The organism is Desulfosporosinus sp. Tol-M2, from assembly GCF_059735615.1.
Map to the genome: position 1 here is coordinate 1 of NZ_JCAIJG010000035.1, position 20,140 is coordinate 20,140.

20 protein-coding genes and 1 tRNA gene are annotated in these 20,140 nt (G+C 45.9%); 3 read left to right on the forward strand and 18 right to left on the reverse strand.

The window, feature by feature from the left end; all coding sequences use genetic code 11:
- From AC6I5A_RS01345 to AC6I5A_RS01425, 17 genes are all read right to left on the reverse strand, one after another.
- Positions 1–437 (reverse strand): PIN domain-containing protein (locus AC6I5A_RS01345; RefSeq protein ID WP_052167821.1); only part of this gene is annotated, 437 nt, incomplete at its 3' end.
- Entirely contained in the window at positions 428–673 is a 246-nt protein-coding gene (locus AC6I5A_RS01350) for a hypothetical protein (protein WP_034610849.1), read from the reverse strand. The genes AC6I5A_RS01345 and AC6I5A_RS01350, both read right to left, overlap by 10 nt.
- 389 nt (positions 674–1,062) lie before the next feature.
- A complete protein-coding gene (mutM, locus tag AC6I5A_RS01355) occupies positions 1,063–1,884 on the reverse strand; it encodes a bifunctional DNA-formamidopyrimidine glycosylase/DNA-(apurinic or apyrimidinic site) lyase (protein ID WP_034610853.1) in 822 nt (273 codons plus the stop codon).
- 16 nt (positions 1,885–1,900) lie between these two features.
- Complete coding sequence (gene polA / locus AC6I5A_RS01360) at positions 1,901–4,525, reverse strand: DNA polymerase I (RefSeq protein WP_034610855.1); 2,625 nt, start codon at positions 4,523–4,525, stop codon at positions 1,901–1,903.
- Between the two features lie 82 nt (positions 4,526–4,607).
- Positions 4,608–5,249, reverse strand: a complete 642-nt coding sequence (locus AC6I5A_RS01365) for a DUF1287 domain-containing protein (protein WP_497900412.1) — start codon at positions 5,247–5,249, stop codon at positions 4,608–4,610.
- A 240-nt stretch (positions 5,250–5,489) separates the two neighbouring features.
- A tRNA-Leu gene (locus AC6I5A_RS01370) sits at positions 5,490–5,575 on the reverse strand.
- Between the two features lie 56 nt (positions 5,576–5,631).
- A complete protein-coding gene (locus AC6I5A_RS01375; protein ID WP_034610859.1) occupies positions 5,632–6,618 on the reverse strand; it encodes an acetyl-CoA carboxylase carboxyltransferase subunit alpha in 987 nt (328 codons plus the stop codon).
- Between the two features lies 1 nt (position 6,619).
- Positions 6,620–7,528 (reverse strand): acetyl-CoA carboxylase, carboxyltransferase subunit beta, encoded by a 909-nt coding sequence (accD, locus tag AC6I5A_RS01380; protein WP_034610861.1) that lies wholly within the window; start codon positions 7,526–7,528, stop codon positions 6,620–6,622.
- Between the two features lie 3 nt (positions 7,529–7,531).
- The gene (locus AC6I5A_RS01385; RefSeq protein ID WP_034610862.1) at positions 7,532–7,732 is read right to left on the reverse strand and encodes a putative signal transducing protein; all 201 of its coding nucleotides are present in this window, start codon (positions 7,730–7,732) and stop codon (positions 7,532–7,534) included.
- 70 nt (positions 7,733–7,802) lie between these two features.
- A complete protein-coding gene (gene coaD, locus AC6I5A_RS01390) occupies positions 7,803–8,309 on the reverse strand; it encodes a pantetheine-phosphate adenylyltransferase (protein ID WP_034610865.1) in 507 nt (168 codons plus the stop codon).
- Positions 8,310–8,388: 79 nt separating this feature from the next.
- Entirely contained in the window at positions 8,389–11,937 is a 3,549-nt protein-coding gene (locus AC6I5A_RS01395) for a DNA polymerase III subunit alpha (RefSeq protein ID WP_052167822.1), read from the reverse strand.
- A 249-nt stretch (positions 11,938–12,186) separates the two neighbouring features.
- Positions 12,187–12,363 (reverse strand): alpha/beta-type small acid-soluble spore protein, encoded by a 177-nt coding sequence (locus AC6I5A_RS01400; protein ID WP_034610867.1) that lies wholly within the window; start codon positions 12,361–12,363, stop codon positions 12,187–12,189.
- Between the two features lies 1 nt (position 12,364).
- On the reverse strand, positions 12,365–12,508 hold the full coding sequence (locus tag AC6I5A_RS01405) for a cleavage protein (RefSeq protein ID WP_497900400.1): 144 nt from the start codon (positions 12,506–12,508) through the stop codon (positions 12,365–12,367).
- Positions 12,509–12,698: 190 nt separating this feature from the next.
- Complete coding sequence (locus tag AC6I5A_RS01410; RefSeq protein ID WP_034610868.1) at positions 12,699–13,658, reverse strand: glycosyl hydrolase family 18 protein; 960 nt, start codon at positions 13,656–13,658, stop codon at positions 12,699–12,701.
- A gap of 92 nt (positions 13,659–13,750) precedes the next feature.
- Positions 13,751–14,800, reverse strand: a complete 1,050-nt coding sequence (locus AC6I5A_RS01415; protein WP_034610871.1) for a glycosyltransferase family 4 protein — start codon at positions 14,798–14,800, stop codon at positions 13,751–13,753.
- 14 nt (positions 14,801–14,814) lie between these two features.
- On the reverse strand, positions 14,815–15,285 hold the full coding sequence (locus tag AC6I5A_RS01420; RefSeq protein ID WP_034610872.1) for a tRNA (cytidine(34)-2'-O)-methyltransferase: 471 nt from the start codon (positions 15,283–15,285) through the stop codon (positions 14,815–14,817).
- Positions 15,286–15,301: 16 nt separating this feature from the next.
- Positions 15,302–15,508, reverse strand: coding sequence for an FmdB family zinc ribbon protein (locus AC6I5A_RS01425; protein ID WP_034610875.1), 207 nt, complete (start codon positions 15,506–15,508; stop codon positions 15,302–15,304).
- 216 nt (positions 15,509–15,724) lie between these two features.
- Here AC6I5A_RS01425 and AC6I5A_RS01430 point away from each other — a divergent pair, with 216 nt between their 5' ends.
- From AC6I5A_RS01430 to AC6I5A_RS01440, 3 genes are all read left to right on the forward strand, one after another.
- Complete coding sequence (locus tag AC6I5A_RS01430; RefSeq protein ID WP_034610877.1) at positions 15,725–17,644, forward strand: aconitate hydratase; 1,920 nt, start codon at positions 15,725–15,727, stop codon at positions 17,642–17,644.
- 193 nt (positions 17,645–17,837) lie between these two features.
- Entirely contained in the window at positions 17,838–18,335 is a 498-nt protein-coding gene (locus AC6I5A_RS01435) for an Lrp/AsnC family transcriptional regulator (protein ID WP_034610880.1), read from the forward strand.
- Complete coding sequence (locus AC6I5A_RS01440) at positions 18,332–19,501, forward strand: aminotransferase class I/II-fold pyridoxal phosphate-dependent enzyme (protein WP_034610883.1); 1,170 nt, start codon at positions 18,332–18,334, stop codon at positions 19,499–19,501. Before AC6I5A_RS01435 ends, AC6I5A_RS01440 begins: the two co-directional genes overlap by 4 nt.
- 13 nt (positions 19,502–19,514) lie before the next feature.
- Here AC6I5A_RS01440 and AC6I5A_RS01445 read toward each other — a convergent pair whose 3' ends face one another.
- Positions 19,515–19,898 (reverse strand): YbgC/FadM family acyl-CoA thioesterase, encoded by a 384-nt coding sequence (locus AC6I5A_RS01445; protein WP_034610884.1) that lies wholly within the window; start codon positions 19,896–19,898, stop codon positions 19,515–19,517.
- Positions 19,899–20,140: the final 242 nt, after the last annotated feature.

Genomic DNA, 20,140 nt, shown 5'->3' on the forward strand with positions numbered 1-20,140 from the left:
AGGCGTTCCGAGAATCCAGGTAATATATAAACTCTCTTGTTGTCATAAATCTCGAGTTGTTTATCATTGGTTACAAAAAAATCACAATCATTATGTTCAAAGATAGCTAATTGAAGAGCATCAGGCACCTTGAACCCAAATTCTGCCCTTATCTTTGCAGTCAATTCTGCGATACCGGTATTAATGCTCATAACAGAGAATCCCTTTGAATTGGAGAAGAAATCCTTGTAAACGTCAACTATATAATTTTGCCCAAGTTTATATGGCTTTGTCAGAACCTCTATCAGAGTAATAACTGATGTAACTACCTGTACAGTTCCTTCGGCTGTTCTAGCAAATATATCGGAAACTTCATTGATGTAAACCGGATGTTCCTCAATAAAATATATAATCGGTGCCGTATCTACAAAAAGCTTAAAGCCCTTCTTCAGCTCCATTCGTTTCTCTCCTGAGTAACGTATTTCTGAGCGTCAATATCTTTCCATATCTCTTTGCCGATTCCTTTAATACCGGAAAAATCCTTTCTTTTCCCTTCAACAACCTTCAATATTAAAACCCCATCCACTTCGTCAGATAAAACCTTTAATTCCATTCCTTCCTTCAAATTCAGCTTGTCTGAAACCTCCTTTGGAAGCTTAATGGAATTTCTATCTATAACGTATGCATAATCCATATTATCAATCTCCTTTGCTGTACTCTCTCGACTATATTATAACCGTTGCAGCCAATATTTGCCACATCAAATAATTACACACACTGCAAACCGATAATCACATTCAAGCCTGATCAAGGAAGAGTTTCAGATTCAGGAATCCATCCCTTAAAATTTAAACTCTTCTTTCTTTCTCTCAGGAAGCCTTTCGAGTACTCTCTCTAGCGTTCGAATTAATATTTCGTCATTTCTTGTCTTCGCTTTCATAAAATTTACTATGCTAATCAAAAAGAACAGTATCGAGACGAAAAATATCAAACTAATAATTTGAGCAAATGCTGTCATTTCATATCCCCCTTTTGCTTTCGTAAATTTATCTCGATTCATATACTTTCGCCACATTCCCAGCACTACCTCTGACACCTTGAACAATAAACCGTGCCCCGCCCGGCAAGGCGTTTGCGTTCTAACACCTGCCCACAGACTTGGCAGGGCTTCCCGCCCCTTCCGTATACCTGGAGCGCTTCTTGAAACGATCCTTTTTCGCCATTGGCGTCCCGATAATCTCGATAGGATGTGCCCCGGGCATCAATTCCTGCCTGAAGGACATTTTGGATCGCCTGGTGCAGTTTTGAAATTTCTTGCTCGGAAAGGGTGTCTACCCTACGGTCTGGAGATAATCCGGCGAGAAAAAGAGCTTCATCCACATAGATGTTACCCATTCCCGCGAGGACAGTCTGATCCAGTAATGCCGCCTTTAAGAAGACTTTTTTCTTTCCGAAACGTTTTTTCAGCACTGCGGGTGTGAATTCATCTTCCAATGGTTCGGGACCGAGTTTGCGCAGAGAGGATTCGCTAAAACACAATGGTGTAGGTATGGCTTGAATACGTCCAAATTTACGCACGTCTGAAAAATGCACTTCGCCGCGTTCCAACCGAAAAACCACATGCGTATGTTTTTCCGGTTCCTGATGATCCGCATAATAATTTAAATGGCCGGTCATCCGCATATGCGCGATTAACGTCAAATCATCTTCAAGCAAGATCATCAGGTATTTACCGCGGCGGTCTATCGTTTTGATCCGTCGTCCGGTAACAAGATCTTCGAACTTTTTATCTTCCCATCCATGAACCGCAGCGGCCCAGATGAGCTTGATTTCTTCGATTTTTAAATCTGTCACGTGTTCAGCCAAAGTCCTTCGAATCGTTTCAACCTCAGGGAGTTCTGGCATGTTCTTACCTCATTCCTTAATTCATCGGCTTAAACGACTGCATATCATACCAATTCGGCCCGACTTTGCAGTCTACCGTCATGGGCACTGACAAGGGAAAAGCATTTTCCATTTTATCTTTCAGCATCCGGGCGACACTTTCCAGATCCTCAGGGGCAACTTGAAGCAACAATTCGTCATGAACTTGGAGCAGCATGGCCGCCCGAAAGGGTTTCAATCCTTCAGCTACTTTAAGCATGGCTAATTTCATGATATCCGCGGCTGTACCCTGCACAGGTGTATTCATAGCAATCCGCTCTCCAAACTGACGTTGAACCCGGTTTGAATGAAGCAACTCCGGAATACGTCGCAGGCGATTGAACAAGGTACGGACTTGTCCCTCCTTTTTAGCCTGAGCAACAACATCTTCAAGATAACGTTTAACCCCGCTATAGCGTTTAAAATATTGCTCTATGTAAAATTTCGCTTCTTTACGAGGAATCCCTAAATCCCTCGAAAGACCAAACTCAGTTAATCCGTACACCAGCCCAAAATTAACCGCCTTGGCACTCCGGCGCATGTTCGGGGTGACTGCTTCAATCGAGATGCCGAAGACCTCCGCTGCCGTTCTCGTGTGGACATCCTGTCCCAGCGCAAACGATTCGCAAAGCAGGGGATCTTGCGAATAGTGAGCTAGAATTCGAAGCTCAATTTGTGAGTAATCGGCTGAGAGGAGGACCCACCCGGGTTCCGTGGGATGAAAGACTTTTCTTAATTGTCGTCCCTGCTCAAGTCGAATAGGGATATTCTGCAAATTCGGTTCCGTGCTTGACAAACGGCCTGTTGCCGTCACCGTTTGTTGAAATGTGGTATGAATCCGGCCATCTTTCACTTGTGCCAGCAACCCATTCACATAAGTTGACATCAATTTATTCAATTGCCGATAGTCGAGAATCTTCTCCACGATTGGGTGGGCTAAGCGCAGTTCCTCTAACGTCTCCGCATCAGTGGAATAACCCGTTTTGGTTTTTTTAGCCTTTGGCAGGCCTAATTTCTCGAAAAGAATTGTTCCCATCTGTTTCGGAGAATTAATATTAAAGGTTTCTTCAGCTAAGGCATAAATGTCTTTTTCCAACTGTTTTAAAGTGAGACTAATTCCTTCACCGAAAGCCGTCAATTGCTCGACGTCAACCCCAATCCCCAGACGTTCAATATCCGCCAGTACCATGCTGAGCGGTTCTTCGATGTCATGCAGTAAACCCGTCAACCCCAACGAATCAACTTCCTTCAGAAAATTGGGGGCAACTTGGGCCAACGCAGCGGCTTCTTTTGCGCTGTTCAAGAAGACTTCCTGGTTCGGCACATATTCTTTGACCAAATCCAGTGGGGCAAATTTAGTCCGATTGGATTGAATCAGATAAGCTGCTAAGCACAGATCCAGCTTAACTCCCTTTAAGGAAGCGCCTTCATTGGCCAGCAATAAAGCCACTGTCTTACTATCCGCCAAGGTTTTGGGGACCTGATCATTACCTAACAGTTCTAACCACGCTTTGATAATACCTTGCGATGCTTCCGAACGTGTCAGCGTTAAAGCCTCACCCCCAGCGGCGATTCCCCATTCTATCCAGCGGCCGCCTTGTAATCCCGTTCTTTCATAACGACAAGCTAAAGTGAGCGGAACCTTCCCTGATTGCCACTTTTCAATCTGTACCAGCCAACCTTCCTCCGAAAGTGTGCATTCAGGCCAATCCTCCAACAACTCATCAGAACTTTCCCCCGGCGATTCCAGATCGTCCTTATGGCGCTCCTGCCACAAACGGGTCACATTCCTGAGATCATATTTTTGCAGGGCGGGAAGTACTTTGGTCGCTTTGGAACGGCGATAAACAAAATCGTCGTAAGTAAAGGCCAACGGAACTTCGCTCAGCATAGTCGCTAACTTTTTACTAAGCATTGCCTGTTCAGCAAATGCATTTAAGTTACTTTGTACTTTTTTCCCAGATACTTTATCTGTATTCGCCAAAACACCCTCAACTGTTTCAAACTCCCAGAGTAATTTCAGCGCGGTCTTCTCACCGACGCCCGGAACCCCGGGGATATTATCTGAGGAGTCTCCCATAAGACCCTTCAGATCGGTGATTTGGTAAGGTCGGAGCTGATAACGTTCCCATAGGGCATGTTCGTCATAGCATTCAATCTCACTTATCCCTTTTTTAGTCAAAAAAATAATCGTCTTGGGAGATATAAGTTGAAAAGCATCTCTGTCCCCAGTATAAATCTGAATCTCCATCCCCCGGGCTTCCGCCTGTTTGGTTATTACGGCAATAAGGTCATCTGCTTCATAGCCCGCCAGTTCGAGTATGGGTACGTCCATTTCTCTCAGGATTTCTTTGAGGTAATCAAATTGCGGGCGCAGTCCCTCCGGGGTTTCTTTCCGTTGGGCTTTATACCCGTCGTATTGTTCAATCCGAACCGTGGCCTTGGTTTTATCGAAAGCTACCACCCAGTAATCCGGGTGTTGTTCTTGTTCCAATCTCAAAAGCATGGTTAAAAAACCATGTAATACATTCGTTGGACGCCCATCAGCCGTGGTCAAGGGCGGCAGAGCATAAAAGGCGCGATTCGCAAGGCTGTTTCCGTCTAAAATTACCATTCGCGGCATCATGAAAACCCCCAATCTTTCGCATTTTACTATATCATACCCCCTGTTTCCTAACAAATGATTGAGGTGCGTGTTCTAAAGCCTAAAACTTCGGGAACCGGAAATGTCCGGTTATTTGAGAAGGCCAATCTTGCAGTTGATCTGTCTCACATGCGTACGGCCCAGCATTGTGTAAAATATATGGCACGCCGTCCTTGCGTCGTTTATCAGAAACTATGGCGATATGTTCATGAGGATAGCCATAAGTAACAATATCCCCGGCCTGCCAGAGATAGAGATTAGCAACATCACCCGGTTTTATCTCTTTAGTAAGTTCCACTGCATGCTTGCGAAAGAATACAATAAGGTTAGGTACTCGGCGAAAATCAATATTTGGATCCGGTTTACCTGCAATACGAGGATAACTTGCACTATTTTCGCGAATATCTTTATCTACCAGAGTCTTTAAATCATAACCTGCATCACGCATAGCTCTCCACACAACATCGGTACATACTCCTTCGGTTTCCGGCGGAAAGCCTCCTTGGTAATAGGAACTGAGATACTTGGGTTTTCTCATGACTTCTGACCTTGCCCCCTTGACAATGTCCTCCATATCATTTACCCCATCGTTATCTTTGTCACTTGGGCAGAAAATATTTGGAATCTGAATGGCACTAGTAGGAATTGGAATCAATTCCTCAAACGGAGAGTTTGGTTGCGGGGATAATAATTTTATCCCCAGCCAAATAATAAGACCTAATAGTATTAAACTGATAATTACTGCTCTTGACCTAATAACCTTGTTAATAAAGTCCACCTCATTATCGTTCGAATTCTATACAAGAAGTATTCTCTAAACAGCGCGACAATCCCTTGTATTCTGCTGCCACATTGTTTAAAAAACCAGAGAAATAGTCATTCGATTAAGACTATTTAGGATATAAAAATAGAGCCTTCACAGGCTCTATTAATAAATTCATCTTGGTGGGCGAAGGGGGACTTGAACCCCCACATACTCACGTATATCGGATTTTGAGACCGACGCGTCTGCCATTCCGCCACTCGCCCAATTAGTTAAACCGTTGATTAAAGATGACTTAGGTATGATACATTAATTTTATGATTTAGTCAAGACCGTTAGCTGAACTTAGGGTGACATTTTCTTGATAAACCCCAATTGCCTGTAACTTCTGATATCGTTTTTCCCGCAGTGCTTCCGGAGTCTCTGCTCTCAACCGCACGAGGTACTTTGAAATAACCGGCGCTAATTCTTCCGCAGTTTGATTTAGGTTGTAATGGGCGCCGCCTTGGGGTTCTCGTATTATCTCATCTGCTACCCCAAGTCTTAACAGATCCTGAGCCGTAAACTTTAAAGCTGCCGCCGCTTCATTCGCCTTGGTCGTGTCCTTCCAAAGAATTGATGCACAACTTTCCGGGGCAATGACCGAGTAAAAGGAGTTTTCCAGCATCAAAATTACATTACCTACCCCCAGGGCGAGTGCGCCGCCGCTTCCGCCCTCACCGATAACCGTACTGATCACCGGTACATGATAGCCCGCCATCGCCAAAAGACTCCTGGCAATGGCCTCACCCTGTCCTCGTTCTTCCGCACCTAAGTCGCAGGCGGCTCCAGGAGTATCGATAAATGTTAAGACCGGTCGGCCGAATTTTTCGGCCTGATCCATCAGGCGCACCGCTTTGCGATATCCTTCCGGATATGGCATGCCAAAATTACGCTTCATATGCTCCTTAATGTTTCTTCCCTTAACCTGGGCAATCACCGTCACTGCTGTGCCTTGAAAAAGGGCAATTCCGCCCACAACCGAGCGATCATCCGCATAGTGACGATCCCCTTTGAGTTCTATAAAATCTTCAAACAGAAGCGGAGCATAGTCATAAAAATTTGGCCGCTCCGGATGTCTGGCGATCTTAACTTTTTGCCAAGGTTCAAGGTTATTGTAGATCTCCATCTTCAAAAGAGCCACTTTCTTTTCAAGGGTAGCAACTTCCTGGGACAGGTCAATACCCTTGTCAGCAGAGAACTTCTGAAGTTCCGAAATCTTCTGAACAAGTTCGGAGATTGGTTTTTCAAAATCGAACACTTTTGCCATACTAAGCCCCTTCCTGATGGTATAGCAACAAGCGTGCCAAAGCCGAGCGCATCTGAACACGTCCCACGATCAGATCAATCAAGCCGTGCTTCTGATTAAACTCCGCCGTTTGTGCGCCTGCAGGTAGTTCTTGCCTAATGGTCTGCATGATCACACGCGGTCCTGTAAAGCCAATTAAAGCATTGGGTTCAGCGATGATAATGTCCCCGAGTGAAGCATAACTGGCTGTAACCCCTCCGAACGTGGGATTTGTAAGTACCGAAATATACAATAACCGATTTTCAGCCAACCGGCCCAGAGCGGCGCTGGTCTTCGCCATCTGGTAAAGAGAGAGAATTCCTTCCTGCATCCGGGCACCCCCGGAAGTAGAAAATATGACCACCGGTAAGCGCAAACCAATTGCCCTTTCAATCGCCCGAACAATCTTTTCTCCAACCACAGAGCCCATGCTGCCCATCATGAAACTCGCTTCATTGAACGCAAGCACAACAGGAATTCCCTCTATCTTGGCCCGTCCCGTAAGCACGCCTTCCATCATACCTGACTTTTCCTGTGCCTCCAGGAGCTTATCTTGATAACCCGGAAACTCCATGGGATCCAGTGAAAGCAGCTCGGTATTCCATTCCTCAAAACTGTTTTCATCAACCAAAAGCCGCAGACGTGCCCTGGCGGAAATTCGAAAATGATACTCACACGCCGTACAAACCCGTGCGTTTTCCTCAAGATTTTTGGTGGAGAGAACTTCCCCGCACTTCGGGCATTTAACCCAAAGACTTTCATGAGGTTCTTTTTTCCTTACGGTCATAGGTTCTGGCTGAGAAACATCAGAGGGACCAGGTTTCTGCACTGGAGCAGTTGGAGTAGATTGAATGGTAACGTACTTAGTTTTTTTGAATATATCTTTAAGCATATATTAGCTCCCTATGTCGCCGGTAATGATTTCATGCGCTTCTTCGGCTTCTAATTCCGGAACGAGAATTTCGACTGAAGCATGATCACCCAGATGCGCTGAACCAATCGGGCGAAGTTGAACAAGCATCCCTTCTTCTGTGAGGATTGCTTTATACTTTTCCGCAATTAACTTATTGGGTGCAATATAAATGACGGTCCACATTCGAAAAGCCCCCTTATTAAATCCGTATTATGATACCATAGCACTTCTGATTGTGCAACAAAGGTACCTTTTAATCCTCACTATTTAAATCAGTGCGTGAGCCAGAATATTTAGAGAATAATGCCTTTTCGACATATGCCGGTACAAAATCCGAAACTCCGGCATGTAAACTGGCCGCCCACTTGATCGTGCTGGAACTAATAAAGGAGAATTCACTCTGGGTCATCAGGAATATTGTTTCAATATCTGAGGCTATCTTCTTGTTCATTAAGGCGAGTTGAAATTCATATTCAAAATCGGATAAGGCGCGTAATCCCCTAATAATGGCTACAGCTCCACATTTTCGTGCAAATTCAACTGTCAACCCTTCAAAAACACTGACCCTGACATTCGGCATGTCTTTCGTTGCATTCGAGAGTAGTTCCATTCTCTCTCCTAGCGTAAACAAGGGTGTCTTATTACTATCTGCAGCAATGGCAATAGTTACTCCGTCAAATAGCTCTGTTGCGCGGTTTAAAATATCGAGATGCCCATTAGTTACCGGGTCGAACGTTCCTGGATAAATTGCAGTACGCACAATGTGTCTCCTTTTTTCAGATTATTTTTAGAATTGAATTTCGCCTTAAAAGTCCAGAGTCCTGCTGCTCAGAACACAATTAAACGAAATTTTTTTCCGATTTCCAAACCACATTACTACGGCCCATCACTTCATAAAGTACAGTCTCCAGGTCATACTCGTCATTTACCCAAAACTTGCGTTCTCCTTCTATGACTTTCTGGGTGTCTTCAAAGAAAAAATACACCGGTTGGCTTCCGGGAAATCGTTGGAGGATGTTCATGGTCGCTTCCATCAGATCATCTTTTTCCGTGGCAAATCTTAAAAATAGACGTTTTCCAGCCGTTACCGATGGAGGGGGGAGCTTTTTCCGGACCGGGGTAGTAGTTAGTTGAGAGAACGGCGATGACTCTTTCGCGGATAATAAGTCCTCAAGGGTTGTTATTTTTTCAGCAAAGATTTTTTTCTCTTCATCCCGGATGATATACTTCCCGACAACCACGATGACTTGGTCATTGCCTAAAGCATGGGTTTGCATATAGACTCGCGGAAAAATTAAGACCTCAATCCCTCCCGTTAAGTCTTCCAGCACAAAGCTGGCCATCATCTCACCTTTTTTTGTCACATTCTGCCGAAAGCCGGTTATTAATCCGCCGAGAGCAACTTTCTTTTCCTCCTCGCCTTCAAGACAGGTCAAAATATCGGATGATATAAAGGGCTGAAGTTGAAGCAGAACTGAGGAAAGAGGATGCCCACTTAAGTAGAGCCCAAGGTATTCCTTTTCCAGGTCCAGGATCTCTCGCTCTGAAAAATCCGGAAGTTCAGGCAATTTAATCCCTTCATTCAGATCTTCGTCCAGATCGAAAAGAGAAAATTGACCAGAAATTCGATCTTTTTGTCTACGCCCGGCCATATCTAAAACCTGATCAAGAACTGCTAAAGCCTGAACCCGGGAACAAATCGAAGCAAAGGCGCCGGAGCGGACTAAACTTTCCAAAACACGCCGGTTTAAAACCTTTTGATCAACACGCAAGCAGAAATCATCGAGGGATTTAAAGCAGCCATCGGTCCTGACTTCTAAAATCTTCTCCACGACATTGACTCCCACATTGCGGATGGCTCCCAAGCCAAAGCGAATGGCTTGCTCTTCAATGGAAAACCCGGCTTGACTATACTGCACATCCGGGGGAAGCACCTGAATCCCACTTAACTTGGCATCTTGAATATAAAACGATATTTTATCTGACGAGCCCATCACGGTACTTAAGAGCGCCGCCATAAACTCTAAGGGATAGTTTGCTTTTAAATAGGCCGTTTGATACGTAATCACGGCATAGGCCGTGGCATGTCCTTTATTAAAGCCATATTCCGCAAATTTAGCCATTAAATCGAAAATTTCTTCCGCTTCACGAAGAGTCAACCCAATCCGCAGGGCGCCCGGGATAATCCATTTCCCATCCTTATCTTGCAGCCCCTGAGTGAAATTCTGACGTTCTTCTTCCATAATTTCTTTTTTCTTTTTCCCCATCGCCCGACGGAGTAAATCCGCACGACCCAGAGAATAGCCCCCAATGTCCCGAGCGATTTGCATGACTTGTTCCTGATAAACGATAATTCCGTAAGTGGATTTAAGAATAGGTTCCAGTTTGGGATGCAGATAAGTGATCTCCCCTCCGTTTTTTCGCCGGATAAATTCCGGGATCTGTTCCATCGGACCCGGCCGATATAAGGCCACGACAGCGATAATGTCTTCAAAGCAGGTCGGCTTGAGTTCCTTAAGGATCGCGCGCATACCACCGCTTTCCAGCTGGAAGATCCCGGTACTGTTTCCCGAGGCTAATAATGTATATGTCTGGGGATCATCCAAGGTCAGAGTCCGTAAATCCAGTTTTAACCCACGCGTCTCTTCAATCCGGCGCACGGTCTCCTGCAAGATTGTTAAGTTGCGCAAACCCAAAAAGTCCATCTTCAGAAGCCCAATTTCTTCGACCGCTTTCATCGGGAATTGGGTCATCACAAAGCCCTCTGACGTCCGCTGGAGGGGGAGGTGATTGATCAGGGGTTCCTGAGAGATGACGATTCCGGCAGCATGCGTTGAAGCGTGTCTGGTCATGCCTTCGAGAGACCTCGCTAAGGTGTAGAGCCTTTTAATTTCTTCATCCCCTTCGACCATACGGGCTAAATCAGGAGATACGCTTAAGGCTTTATCTAAAGTCATACCTAAATCCGAGGGAATGGCTTTCGCTACTTTATCGACCCGGGCTAAGGGCATCGCCAAAACCCTTCCGCCATCTCTGACCGCCGCTTTAGCCCCCATGGTTCCAAAAGTTATAATTTGGCATACCTTATCCGCACCATATTTTTCGGTAACATAGCGGATCACACGTTCGCGGCCGTCTGGGTCAAAGTCTATGTCAATATCCGGCATAGAGATTCGTTCCGGATTCAAAAAGCGTTCAAACAGAAGATCAAAGCGCAGCGGTTCAACCGACGTGATCCCTAGTAAATAAGCAACCATACTCGCCGCCGCGGATCCCCTCCCAGGACCGACAGCCACGCCGTTTTCCTTGGCAAAACGACAAAAATCGGCAACAATCAGAAAATATCCCGCAAAACCTGTCTGGAAAATGACTTGGAGTTCATAGTCCAAGCGAACCCGTTCCTTTTCTGTCATTTGAGGGTAAAAATGTGGAAAAGCCTTGCGACATTCTGCTTCAAGATAACCATCTAACGTATACCCTGCGGGAACTTCAAAAACCGGTAAAAAGTTACCGCCAAATTGAAACTCTACTTGACAGCGTTTGGCGATTCGTGCCGTATTTTCCAGCAGTTCAGGGTGTTCCCCAAACAGAAGCGTCATTTCCCGTTCAGATTTGAGGTAGAACTCTTGACTGGAAAAACGCATCCGTGCGGTATCCGCTAAGGTTTTACCGGTTTGGATGCAGAGCAAAGCGTCTTGAACAAAAGCATCCTCACGGTCCACATAATGCACATCATTGGTTGCCACCATCGGAATCCCCGTGTGTTCATGCATCTTCCATAGTCCGGCAATGACTTTGCGTTGCTCCGCCAAACCGTGATCCTGGATTTCGAGAAAAAAATTTCCCTTCCCGAAAATCTCCTCATACTCGAGAGCGCTCTTGATAGCTGTTGCTAATTGGTCCCGCAGAAGGCAGCTCGCTACCTCCCCTGCCAAACAGGCACTAAGCGCAATAAGTCCCGCGGCATGCCGGCGAAGGATTTCTTTATCTACGCGAGGTTTATAATAAAAACCTTCGATATGGGCCATCGACACTAACTTAATCAGGTTGTGATATCCTTCCTTATTCTCAGCTATGAGCACTAAGTGATGATTGGCATCATCCTTTCCCGGCGTCCGATCCGACCGTTTATGGGGGGCAACATAGACTTCGCAGCCGATGATCGGTTTAATCCCCTCTTGAAGGCAAGCCTTATAGAAGTCCATGACTCCATACATGACTCCATGATCAGTTATGGCCAAGGCTGTCATCTTTAATTCAACCGCACGCTTAACCAAATTTTTGATCCGTGCTGCTCCATCAAGCAGGCTGAATTCCGTATGGTTATGGAGGTGAACAAAGCCATATTTGGAATTATCAATTTTTTGAATATTTACAAGGTTCACCATCCTTCCCCTTTGGATATCCTAAGAAACAATATGGTTATACGAACTTTTCAATCTTCTTTTGTTAATTTTTGTTTAATATTTTGATCTTTATAACTTATTAATTGTATCGTGAAATTGACGAATTGTCTAATCAACTTATGCTACAGAAAGTAAGTAACTAAAAGTTATACTTTCTAAAATAAGTACAGAAAAACCCGTCTTAGGGACGGGCTCTTCCACTCCAATCTGGTTTCCACATTATCGAACAAATCATTTTTTTCGTCTCCTTTGAGTCATAAGCCCTCCGATTTTTCCTGCCTCTTTGGCGCTTAAAGAATGCCACCCCTCACTATTAATCTGATTGAGTAAACCCAATTCAGCTGCAATCTCCATTTTCAACGGTTCAAGTGGATCTATTCGCTTTACCTTTGGTTTTGACTGCTTCATACTAGATTCTCCCCCTACTCATGATATCGAAATCTTCTTCATAATGCGGACAGGTCGCTCCCCGCCGCTCTCCGAGAAGGTGTTCTAAGCGGCAGTGTCCTTCAACCGCATAAAGACAACGTGTCGAACATGGTATTCTTGTCATCAGCTCATCTCCTTTCGATAAAAGTTTTACCGTTTTTGCATAAAAATATCCCGCCTGAAAAAATCAAGCGGGATATTTAAATATTTAAACCTCAAATATATCACCGGGCTTTAACGCCCTGAGTTGGCTTTCCGGAGCCTAACGTTGCAGAAGACGCTGGAACTCTCCCCCATCTACCTCTCCTATTTGCTTATAGCCGCTTAACGTATGTTTGAAGTACATCCCAGAAACCAGGATAGCTAAGGTTCATTTCCCATAGTGCCACACCACGAATACCCAGCTGCAAAGCAATGTCCAGCTTGTCTCGTAAGCTACGGGGATCCTCGAAATATACGGTATGGCGGACCCGCATAGTCTCGTAACGGAAGTATGTGCTATATTGCCTTGCATCCCATTGCAGCGGGGCCCCATGCCGTCGTGCCAGCTCTATTGCCCGTTGATAGCCGATAACACGACCGGCTCCTGTCTCCGGCCAATCGTACCCATAGATTGGAATTCCCATATAAATTTTCCGGCGTGGAATATTGGCAATTGCATGCTGCATCACTCCGGTAACCCAAGGAATTGAGGCGACAGATCCCGGTTCACTTGCTGCCCAATGCTCTTCGTAAGTCATAATAATTACCTCATCGACAGCCTGCCCAATTGCTCGATAATCAAAGGATCCCTTCCATTCATCCAGTGGTTCATCGGAAGACTTAGCCGGTACATCGATTGAAACTAAGAAATTCTCCCGTTTAAACCGAATCGACCAGTCTCTGATCAGCTTGCTGAACAGGGGTCGGTCCGCAGGTGCCGCTTTCTCCAAATCAAGATTAACCCCATCACACTGATACTCAACCAAGACATTTCTTATATTATGCCAAACAAGGTTGGCAAAATCTTGATCACGAACCAAACGTTCGATTAAAACGGTGGAAAACTGACCTTGGGGGGTTAAATTACTAACGACCAGGAAAACTTTGTTCCCCATAGCATGGGCCTCATTAATTAGCCGTCGACTTGGACGCCCAAGGAGTGTTCCGTTATTCTGAATAGAAATCTCAAAAATAGCTAATTGGTTGATGATATTCCCGTAGCGTTGAAGATAGGGATAACCCTTTGTTTGTTCTATTAAGCCATTATAAAAGGTAACCACTTTTAATGGCATACTTATACCCCCTTTCTCACCATCTTATGTGTTGGTAAAAAATGAAGTGTAATAATGCCTTTGCGCCAGGGATGTAATATTTGGCAAACGAGTCACTTTGAATGACGTCGGCTAAAAACCGCCAGCATAGCTGTTCTACGCATTAGAATGATAATAAGCAATGTAAAAACTACAAAGAGAACAGCCAAGGCCCAAATCCATTGCCCTTTGGCTCCAAGCACAGCGGCCACGCCAAAGCAAGCACTTATCCCATACATTGAAAGCACTGCCGACCGTTGAGTCAATCCGGCATCCAGTAAACGATGGTGCAGATGCCCTCGGTCAGCTGTCGCCATAGACAGTCCTCGCAGCTTGCGACGAATAATTGCAAAGGTTAGGTCTGTAACCGGCATACCTAAAACAAGAAGTGGAAAAACCAATCCCAGAATCGTCGCCGTTTTGAGCAGACCCATGATCGAAATTCCTCCAATTATGTAGCCGAGGAACATGCTTCCCGAATCACCCATAAAAACACGCGCCGGGGGGAAATTAAAAAATAAAAACCCGAGGAGCGCTCCTGCCAAGGCCAATGTAAGATGGGCGGGAGCAACCGTTGGTTGAACAATTTGGTTCGCCGACCAAAACAGCAAAAGTGCCGCTATAAAACAAATTCCTGCGGCTAAGCCATCGAGTCCATCTGAAACATTGACGGTGTTCACCAAGCCGACAACCCAAAAGAGCATTAAGATAAGACCAACTGCACCAAAACCTGGTTTATCGAAATGAATATCCTTAATAAATGGCAGGGAGATGGTCTTCATAGAAAAGTCAAAAAAGATTAGCACTGCTGCCGCCGCGATTTGCCAAATAAACTTAACTAAAGGTCGCATGCCGCGGACATCGTCCCAAATCCCTACCCCCAAAATAAGCGTACTTCCCAGGAATAAGCCCAACATTTGTTGATCCCACACTTGCATGATCAGGGCTGCACTCCAAAAGGCAGCATATATTGCCAACCCGCCAAGACAAGGAATCTGCTTAGTGTGAACATGCCGACCACCCGGATAAGCGATAGCTCCCCACCTACCCGCCAATTTCATTGAAACCGGAGTAGCGATTGCCGCTATCCCGAGTGCCACGAAAAAGGTTAACGCATAGGTCATGATTGACCTCCTTTCTAGACAAGTTCCGGGAAACCCCATTGACGTAATGTTTCATAAACAACAACCGCCACAGAATTCGATAAATTCAAGCAACGAGCTTCTGCACGCATCGGTAACCGGAAGGCCGTATCCGGGTAACGCGCTAAAATTTCGGGAGCCAATCCTTTTGTTTCCTTCCCAAAAAGCAGGTATCCCCCAGGCACATACGTTAGGTCAGTATACGCCCGTCCGCCTTTTGTGGTCGCTAAGTAACGGGGGCCTCCTGGGTTTTTCTCCTCAAACTCCTCAAAATTTTCGTAAATAAATATCTCCAGCAAGTGCCAGTAGTCTAAGCCGGCACGTTTTAATTGCTTGTCATCGATACTAAACCCTAATGGCTTTACCAGATGAAGTGTTGCCCCGGTTGCAGCACAAAGCCGAACCACATTCCCCGTATTCGGAGGAATTTCTGGCTCAACCAGGACAATATTCAGGCGCTTGTTCAAGAATATTGTTCCCCTTTCAATGACATCCGGTACAGTTACCTCTACATCCTGATGAGCAATTCCCGCCTCCGGAGACTCCCGGACTTGCAAACCCGGCTAAATGTTTCGTGAGCCCGGCATGCCCGCACTTAGCACACGTTAACAACTCACCGTTTTCCCCCATCTTATATAATTCCGTCGTCAGAATGCCACAGCTCGGACACCCAAATTCATACATGGGCATATAATGATTACTTCCTCCCTGATTAAATCTTGACCTTCCTATTAAAATATTATAACTTAAACTATTATAACCTGAAATTATGGCAAACCCAACTTAACACTACTATGTAAGCAGATATACTTAATACTCAAAAGATATTCTGTATTCTTTCAGGAAAACCCTGGCTGTTTCGTCTTGTTTTTGGTAGAGTTAAGAACATTCGAAGGAGGAATGATCATGGGACAAAATCTGACTCAAAAAATACTAACATCGCACCTGGTGTCCGGCAACTTAGCAGAAGGAAACGAAATCGCCCTTAAAATTGATCAGACGTTAACCCAGGACGCTACCGGCACAATGGCTTATTTGCAATTTGAAGCTATGAACATTTCCAGAGTCCGAACGGAGTGCTCGGTCAGTTACATAGATCACAATACCCTGCAAACAGGGTTTGAAAATGCGGATGACCACGCGTTTTTACAGAGCGCTGCCGCCCGCTTCGGTGCCTATTTTTCCCGACCGGGTAACGGAATTTGTCACCAAGTCCATCTGGAACGCTTCGCTAAACCCGGTAAAACCTTACTTGGTTCAGACAGTCATACCCCCACTGCCGGCGGAATGGGCATGCTGGCCATGGGTGCCGGGGGTTTAGACGTTGCCGTGGCAATGGGCGGCGGAGCTTTTTATCTTCCCAACCCCAAAGTCCTGCGGATCTGGCTGACAGGGCAACTCTCAGACTGGGTTTCAGCCAAAGATATTATTCTGGAAATTCTTCGTGTGCTCTCTGTCAAAGGGGGTGTTGGGAAAATCATCGAATATGCCGGGCCGGGCGTGCAAACCCTTACTGTCCCACAACGCGCAACCATCACCAATATGGGCGCGGAACTCGGGGCATCTTCTTCAATTTTTCCCAGTGACGAGCAAACCCTTCGGTTTTTAGAAGCGCAAGGGAGAGCGGCGGACTTTATTCCTCTCTCTGCTGATCAGGATGCCTCCTATGATGAAGAGATTGAAATCGATCTTTCCCTGCTTGCTCCGTTGGTTGCCCAACCCCATAGTCCGGACAATGTACTTCCGGTAACTGAGCGCTCAGCTCTGTCCGTAAATCAAGTGGCCATCGGTAGTTGTACAAATTCTTCCTACCAGGACCTGATGAGTGTCAGTCAGATCCTGAAAGGCAAGCATGTTCATCCGGACGTAAGCTTAGTTATTTCTCCCGGGTCCCGTCAAGTTTTAAGTATGCTTGCCAATAATGGTGCCTTGACTGATCTCCTGGACAGCGGGGCACGACTGCTTGAGGCTTCCTGTGGTCCGTGTATTGGCATGGGCCAATCACCGGTCTCGAAAGGAATCTCTGTCCGAACTTTTAACCGTAATTTCGAAGGTAGGAGCGGAACCCAAGATGCCTCGGTTTTTCTGGCGAGCCCTGAAATTGCAGCAGCCAGTGCCTTGACAGGCTATTTGACTGATCCGCGCACCTTAGGACTCCCTCCCGTTGTGGATTTCCCAGAGCTGTTTCGCATTGATGACAGCATGATCTTACCTCCCGGTACTGCGGATACCCCAATTCGACGCGGTCCCAACATTCAGCCGCTGCCCCTTGCCCCTGCCCTGGCTAATACGCTCAGCTTACCCATTATCTTAAAGCTTGGTGCTAATGTGACAACAGACGATATTATGCCCGCCGGAGCCAAGATTCTCCCGCTCCGTTCGAACATACCGGCCATTTCAGAATTCACCTTTCACAAAATCGACGCGCACTTTGCTTCCAAGGCCAAGACCCTAAAACAAAGTATCATTGTTGCCGGTCACAATTACGGTCAAGGCTCAAGCCGCGAACACGCCGCCCTTGCTCCCATGTACTTGGGACTGCGCGTTGTCTTAGCCCGGAGTTTTGCGCGCATCCACCGTGCCAATCTGATCAATTTCGGCATACTTCCAATCACCTTTGTCAACGAAGAAGACCTTACTCGCATGCATGCCGGGAATATTTTACACCTCGTAAACCTGCATCAGGCAATTCTTACGCCTGCTCCTTTTGCCATTACCCTTAACAACGACTCAGACCCGGTTTGGGTTAAGCATGATCTCAGCGAACGGCAAGCTAAAATCCTTCTTGCCGGAGGACTGCTTAATGCGACGAAAGCTTCAATTTAACCCGAGTAAGTGAATCATTTCCTACTTTAAAAAATGGGAGATTACTCATCAAGTTCTTTCTCTATTGTTTTAAGGAGAGTAGAGACCCCCCACTGAATTATTTAGCGTAACGAGTTCGCCTAACCTTGTTGTATAAAAGCGTGATATAATTAAACTATGTTTGTTATGATGTTTATATAAAGAGGTGGATTAAATGCTTACTGAAGAGGATCATAAACTACTCAAAATCATCGCTGAGGATTGTCGTCTGACACCAGAAGAACTTTCCGTGCAAACCGGATTGCCTGCTGAATACATCAGACAACGGATCATCGATTGGGAAAAGGAAAAAGTCATTGTCGGCTATAAACCCATGATCAATTGGGCTCGAACCGGTGAAGAAAAGGTTTCCGCCCTTATCGAAGTTAAAGTCTTGCCCCAGCGGGGCTACGGTTTCGATAAAATTGCCAAACGATTACAAAAATTTCCTGAGATCAAAACACTTTTTCTGATGTCCGGCGGCTACGATCTATCTCTGCTCATTGAAGGTAAAACAATGCAAGACGTCGCTCTTTTTGTGGCGGAAAAATTAGCCCCTCTTGAGCATGTCCAGAGTACTGCGACCCACTTTGTGCTTCGCCGCTATAAGCAAAACGGAATCGAGCTTATGGGAGAGGAAGAGACGATTCAACGTCTCGTGGTTTCGCCATGAATCGTTACCTCGCCTCCCATGTCGCTACTCTGCCTCCTTCAGGGATCCGCAAGTTCTTTGATCTGGTGGCCACTATGCAGGATGTCATCTCCTTAGGCGTCGGAGAACCCGATTTTGTCACCCCCTGGACCGTGCGCGAAAGCGGCATGTTTTCTTTAGAACAGGGACAGACCATGTATACCAGTAATGCCGGTCTCCTGGAATTGCGTGAAGAACTTTCCCTTTACTTAAATAACTCGATGGGACTAAACTACGATCCGGCTACAGAAATTCTCATAACCACTGGAGGCAGCGAAGCCGTTGACCTCGTGATGCGGGCCGTGCTCGATCCGGGAGATGTCGTCTTGGTTCCGGATCCGTCCTATGTATCCTACGCCCCTTGCGCCATCTTAGCCGGAGCAAGCGTCTGTTACGTTCCAACCCATGCCAAAGACGACTTTCGTTTACGCGTGGAAGACTTAAACCGGGTTTATACACCGCAAGCCAAACTCTTGGTGCTCTCCTACCCGAATAACCCAACCGGGGCGATCATGCGTCGCGAAGACCTTCTCCCTATCGCCGATTTCGTGACAAAGCATGATCTGCTCGTTCTTGCAGATGATATTTATTCTGATCTCACTTATGACGGAAAACATGTCTCCTTTGCCGGCTTACCTGGCATGCATGACCGCACGCTCTTGGTCAGTGGCTTCTCAAAATCCTACGCCATGACCGGTTGGAGAATCGGGTACGTTGCCGGACATCCTGACCTTATCCAAGGGCTGACCCGCATTCACCAATACACCATGCTCTGTGCCCCCATTATGGGACAAATAGCCGCCATAGAAGCGTTACGTTCCGCCACTGAAGCTAAAAATGACATGATCACTGCTTATGATCGGCGACGTCGCCTCATGGTTCACGGCTTTCGGCAAATGGGTCTTGACTGTTTCGAACCCTTAGGCGCCTTTTATGTATTTCCGGATATCTCAAAAACAAATTTGTCCTCCGAGAAGTTTGCCGAAGAACTTTTAAAGGAAGAAAAAGTTGCTGTCGTGCCGGGGACCGCTTTTGGCCCTTCCGGAGAGGGATATATCCGCTGTTCCTATGCTTATTCGATTGAACAACTACAGGAAGCCCTCATAAGGATTGCGCGTTTTGTGGAGCGCAGATTGGGCAGGGGTTGACATTCATAATCATTTATTCTTTGAAGGCCTGTATTATCTCCTCAGGCAACCTCTGGGGTTTCATTCCCGGCCCCACGCATGCCATTATCACTTTACCGTCCGCAAGCAGTTTTCCGTCAATAGCCCGCAGCACCTGTTGGGCAAGGGTAAAAGAGGATTTTTTAATTTCCAGCACGACAGTTTCCACTCTAAGTAAATCGTCAAGTAAAGCCGGAGCGCGGTAATCAATCTCCAGGTGCACAACCGGAAAGACGAAACCTCGCCGGGCCATTTCCCCGATCAAAAACCCCCGGTCACGAAGGTATTCGGTCCTTCCACTTTCGAAGTACTTCAGATAATTTGAGTAATAAACCACCCCGCCTGCGTCAGTGTCTTGATAATAAACCCGTATTTCCATGAAAAACCCTCCGACAAAAATATTTTCCCATGCTTGAACCCTTCATAATGGTTCAAATGAACTTGTAATTAACTTTCAAATTTCCTTTCAATTTAATGGCATAGTTACTAATGGCGTCGTTACCTCAGAAATAAACCTACTCTAATTATAGTCTATATATCGAATAATAGTAAGGAGAAAAGTAAAGCCACACCACTTGGACAATGCCCTTTTGTACCAAAAGAGACCTTTTCGTATTTACC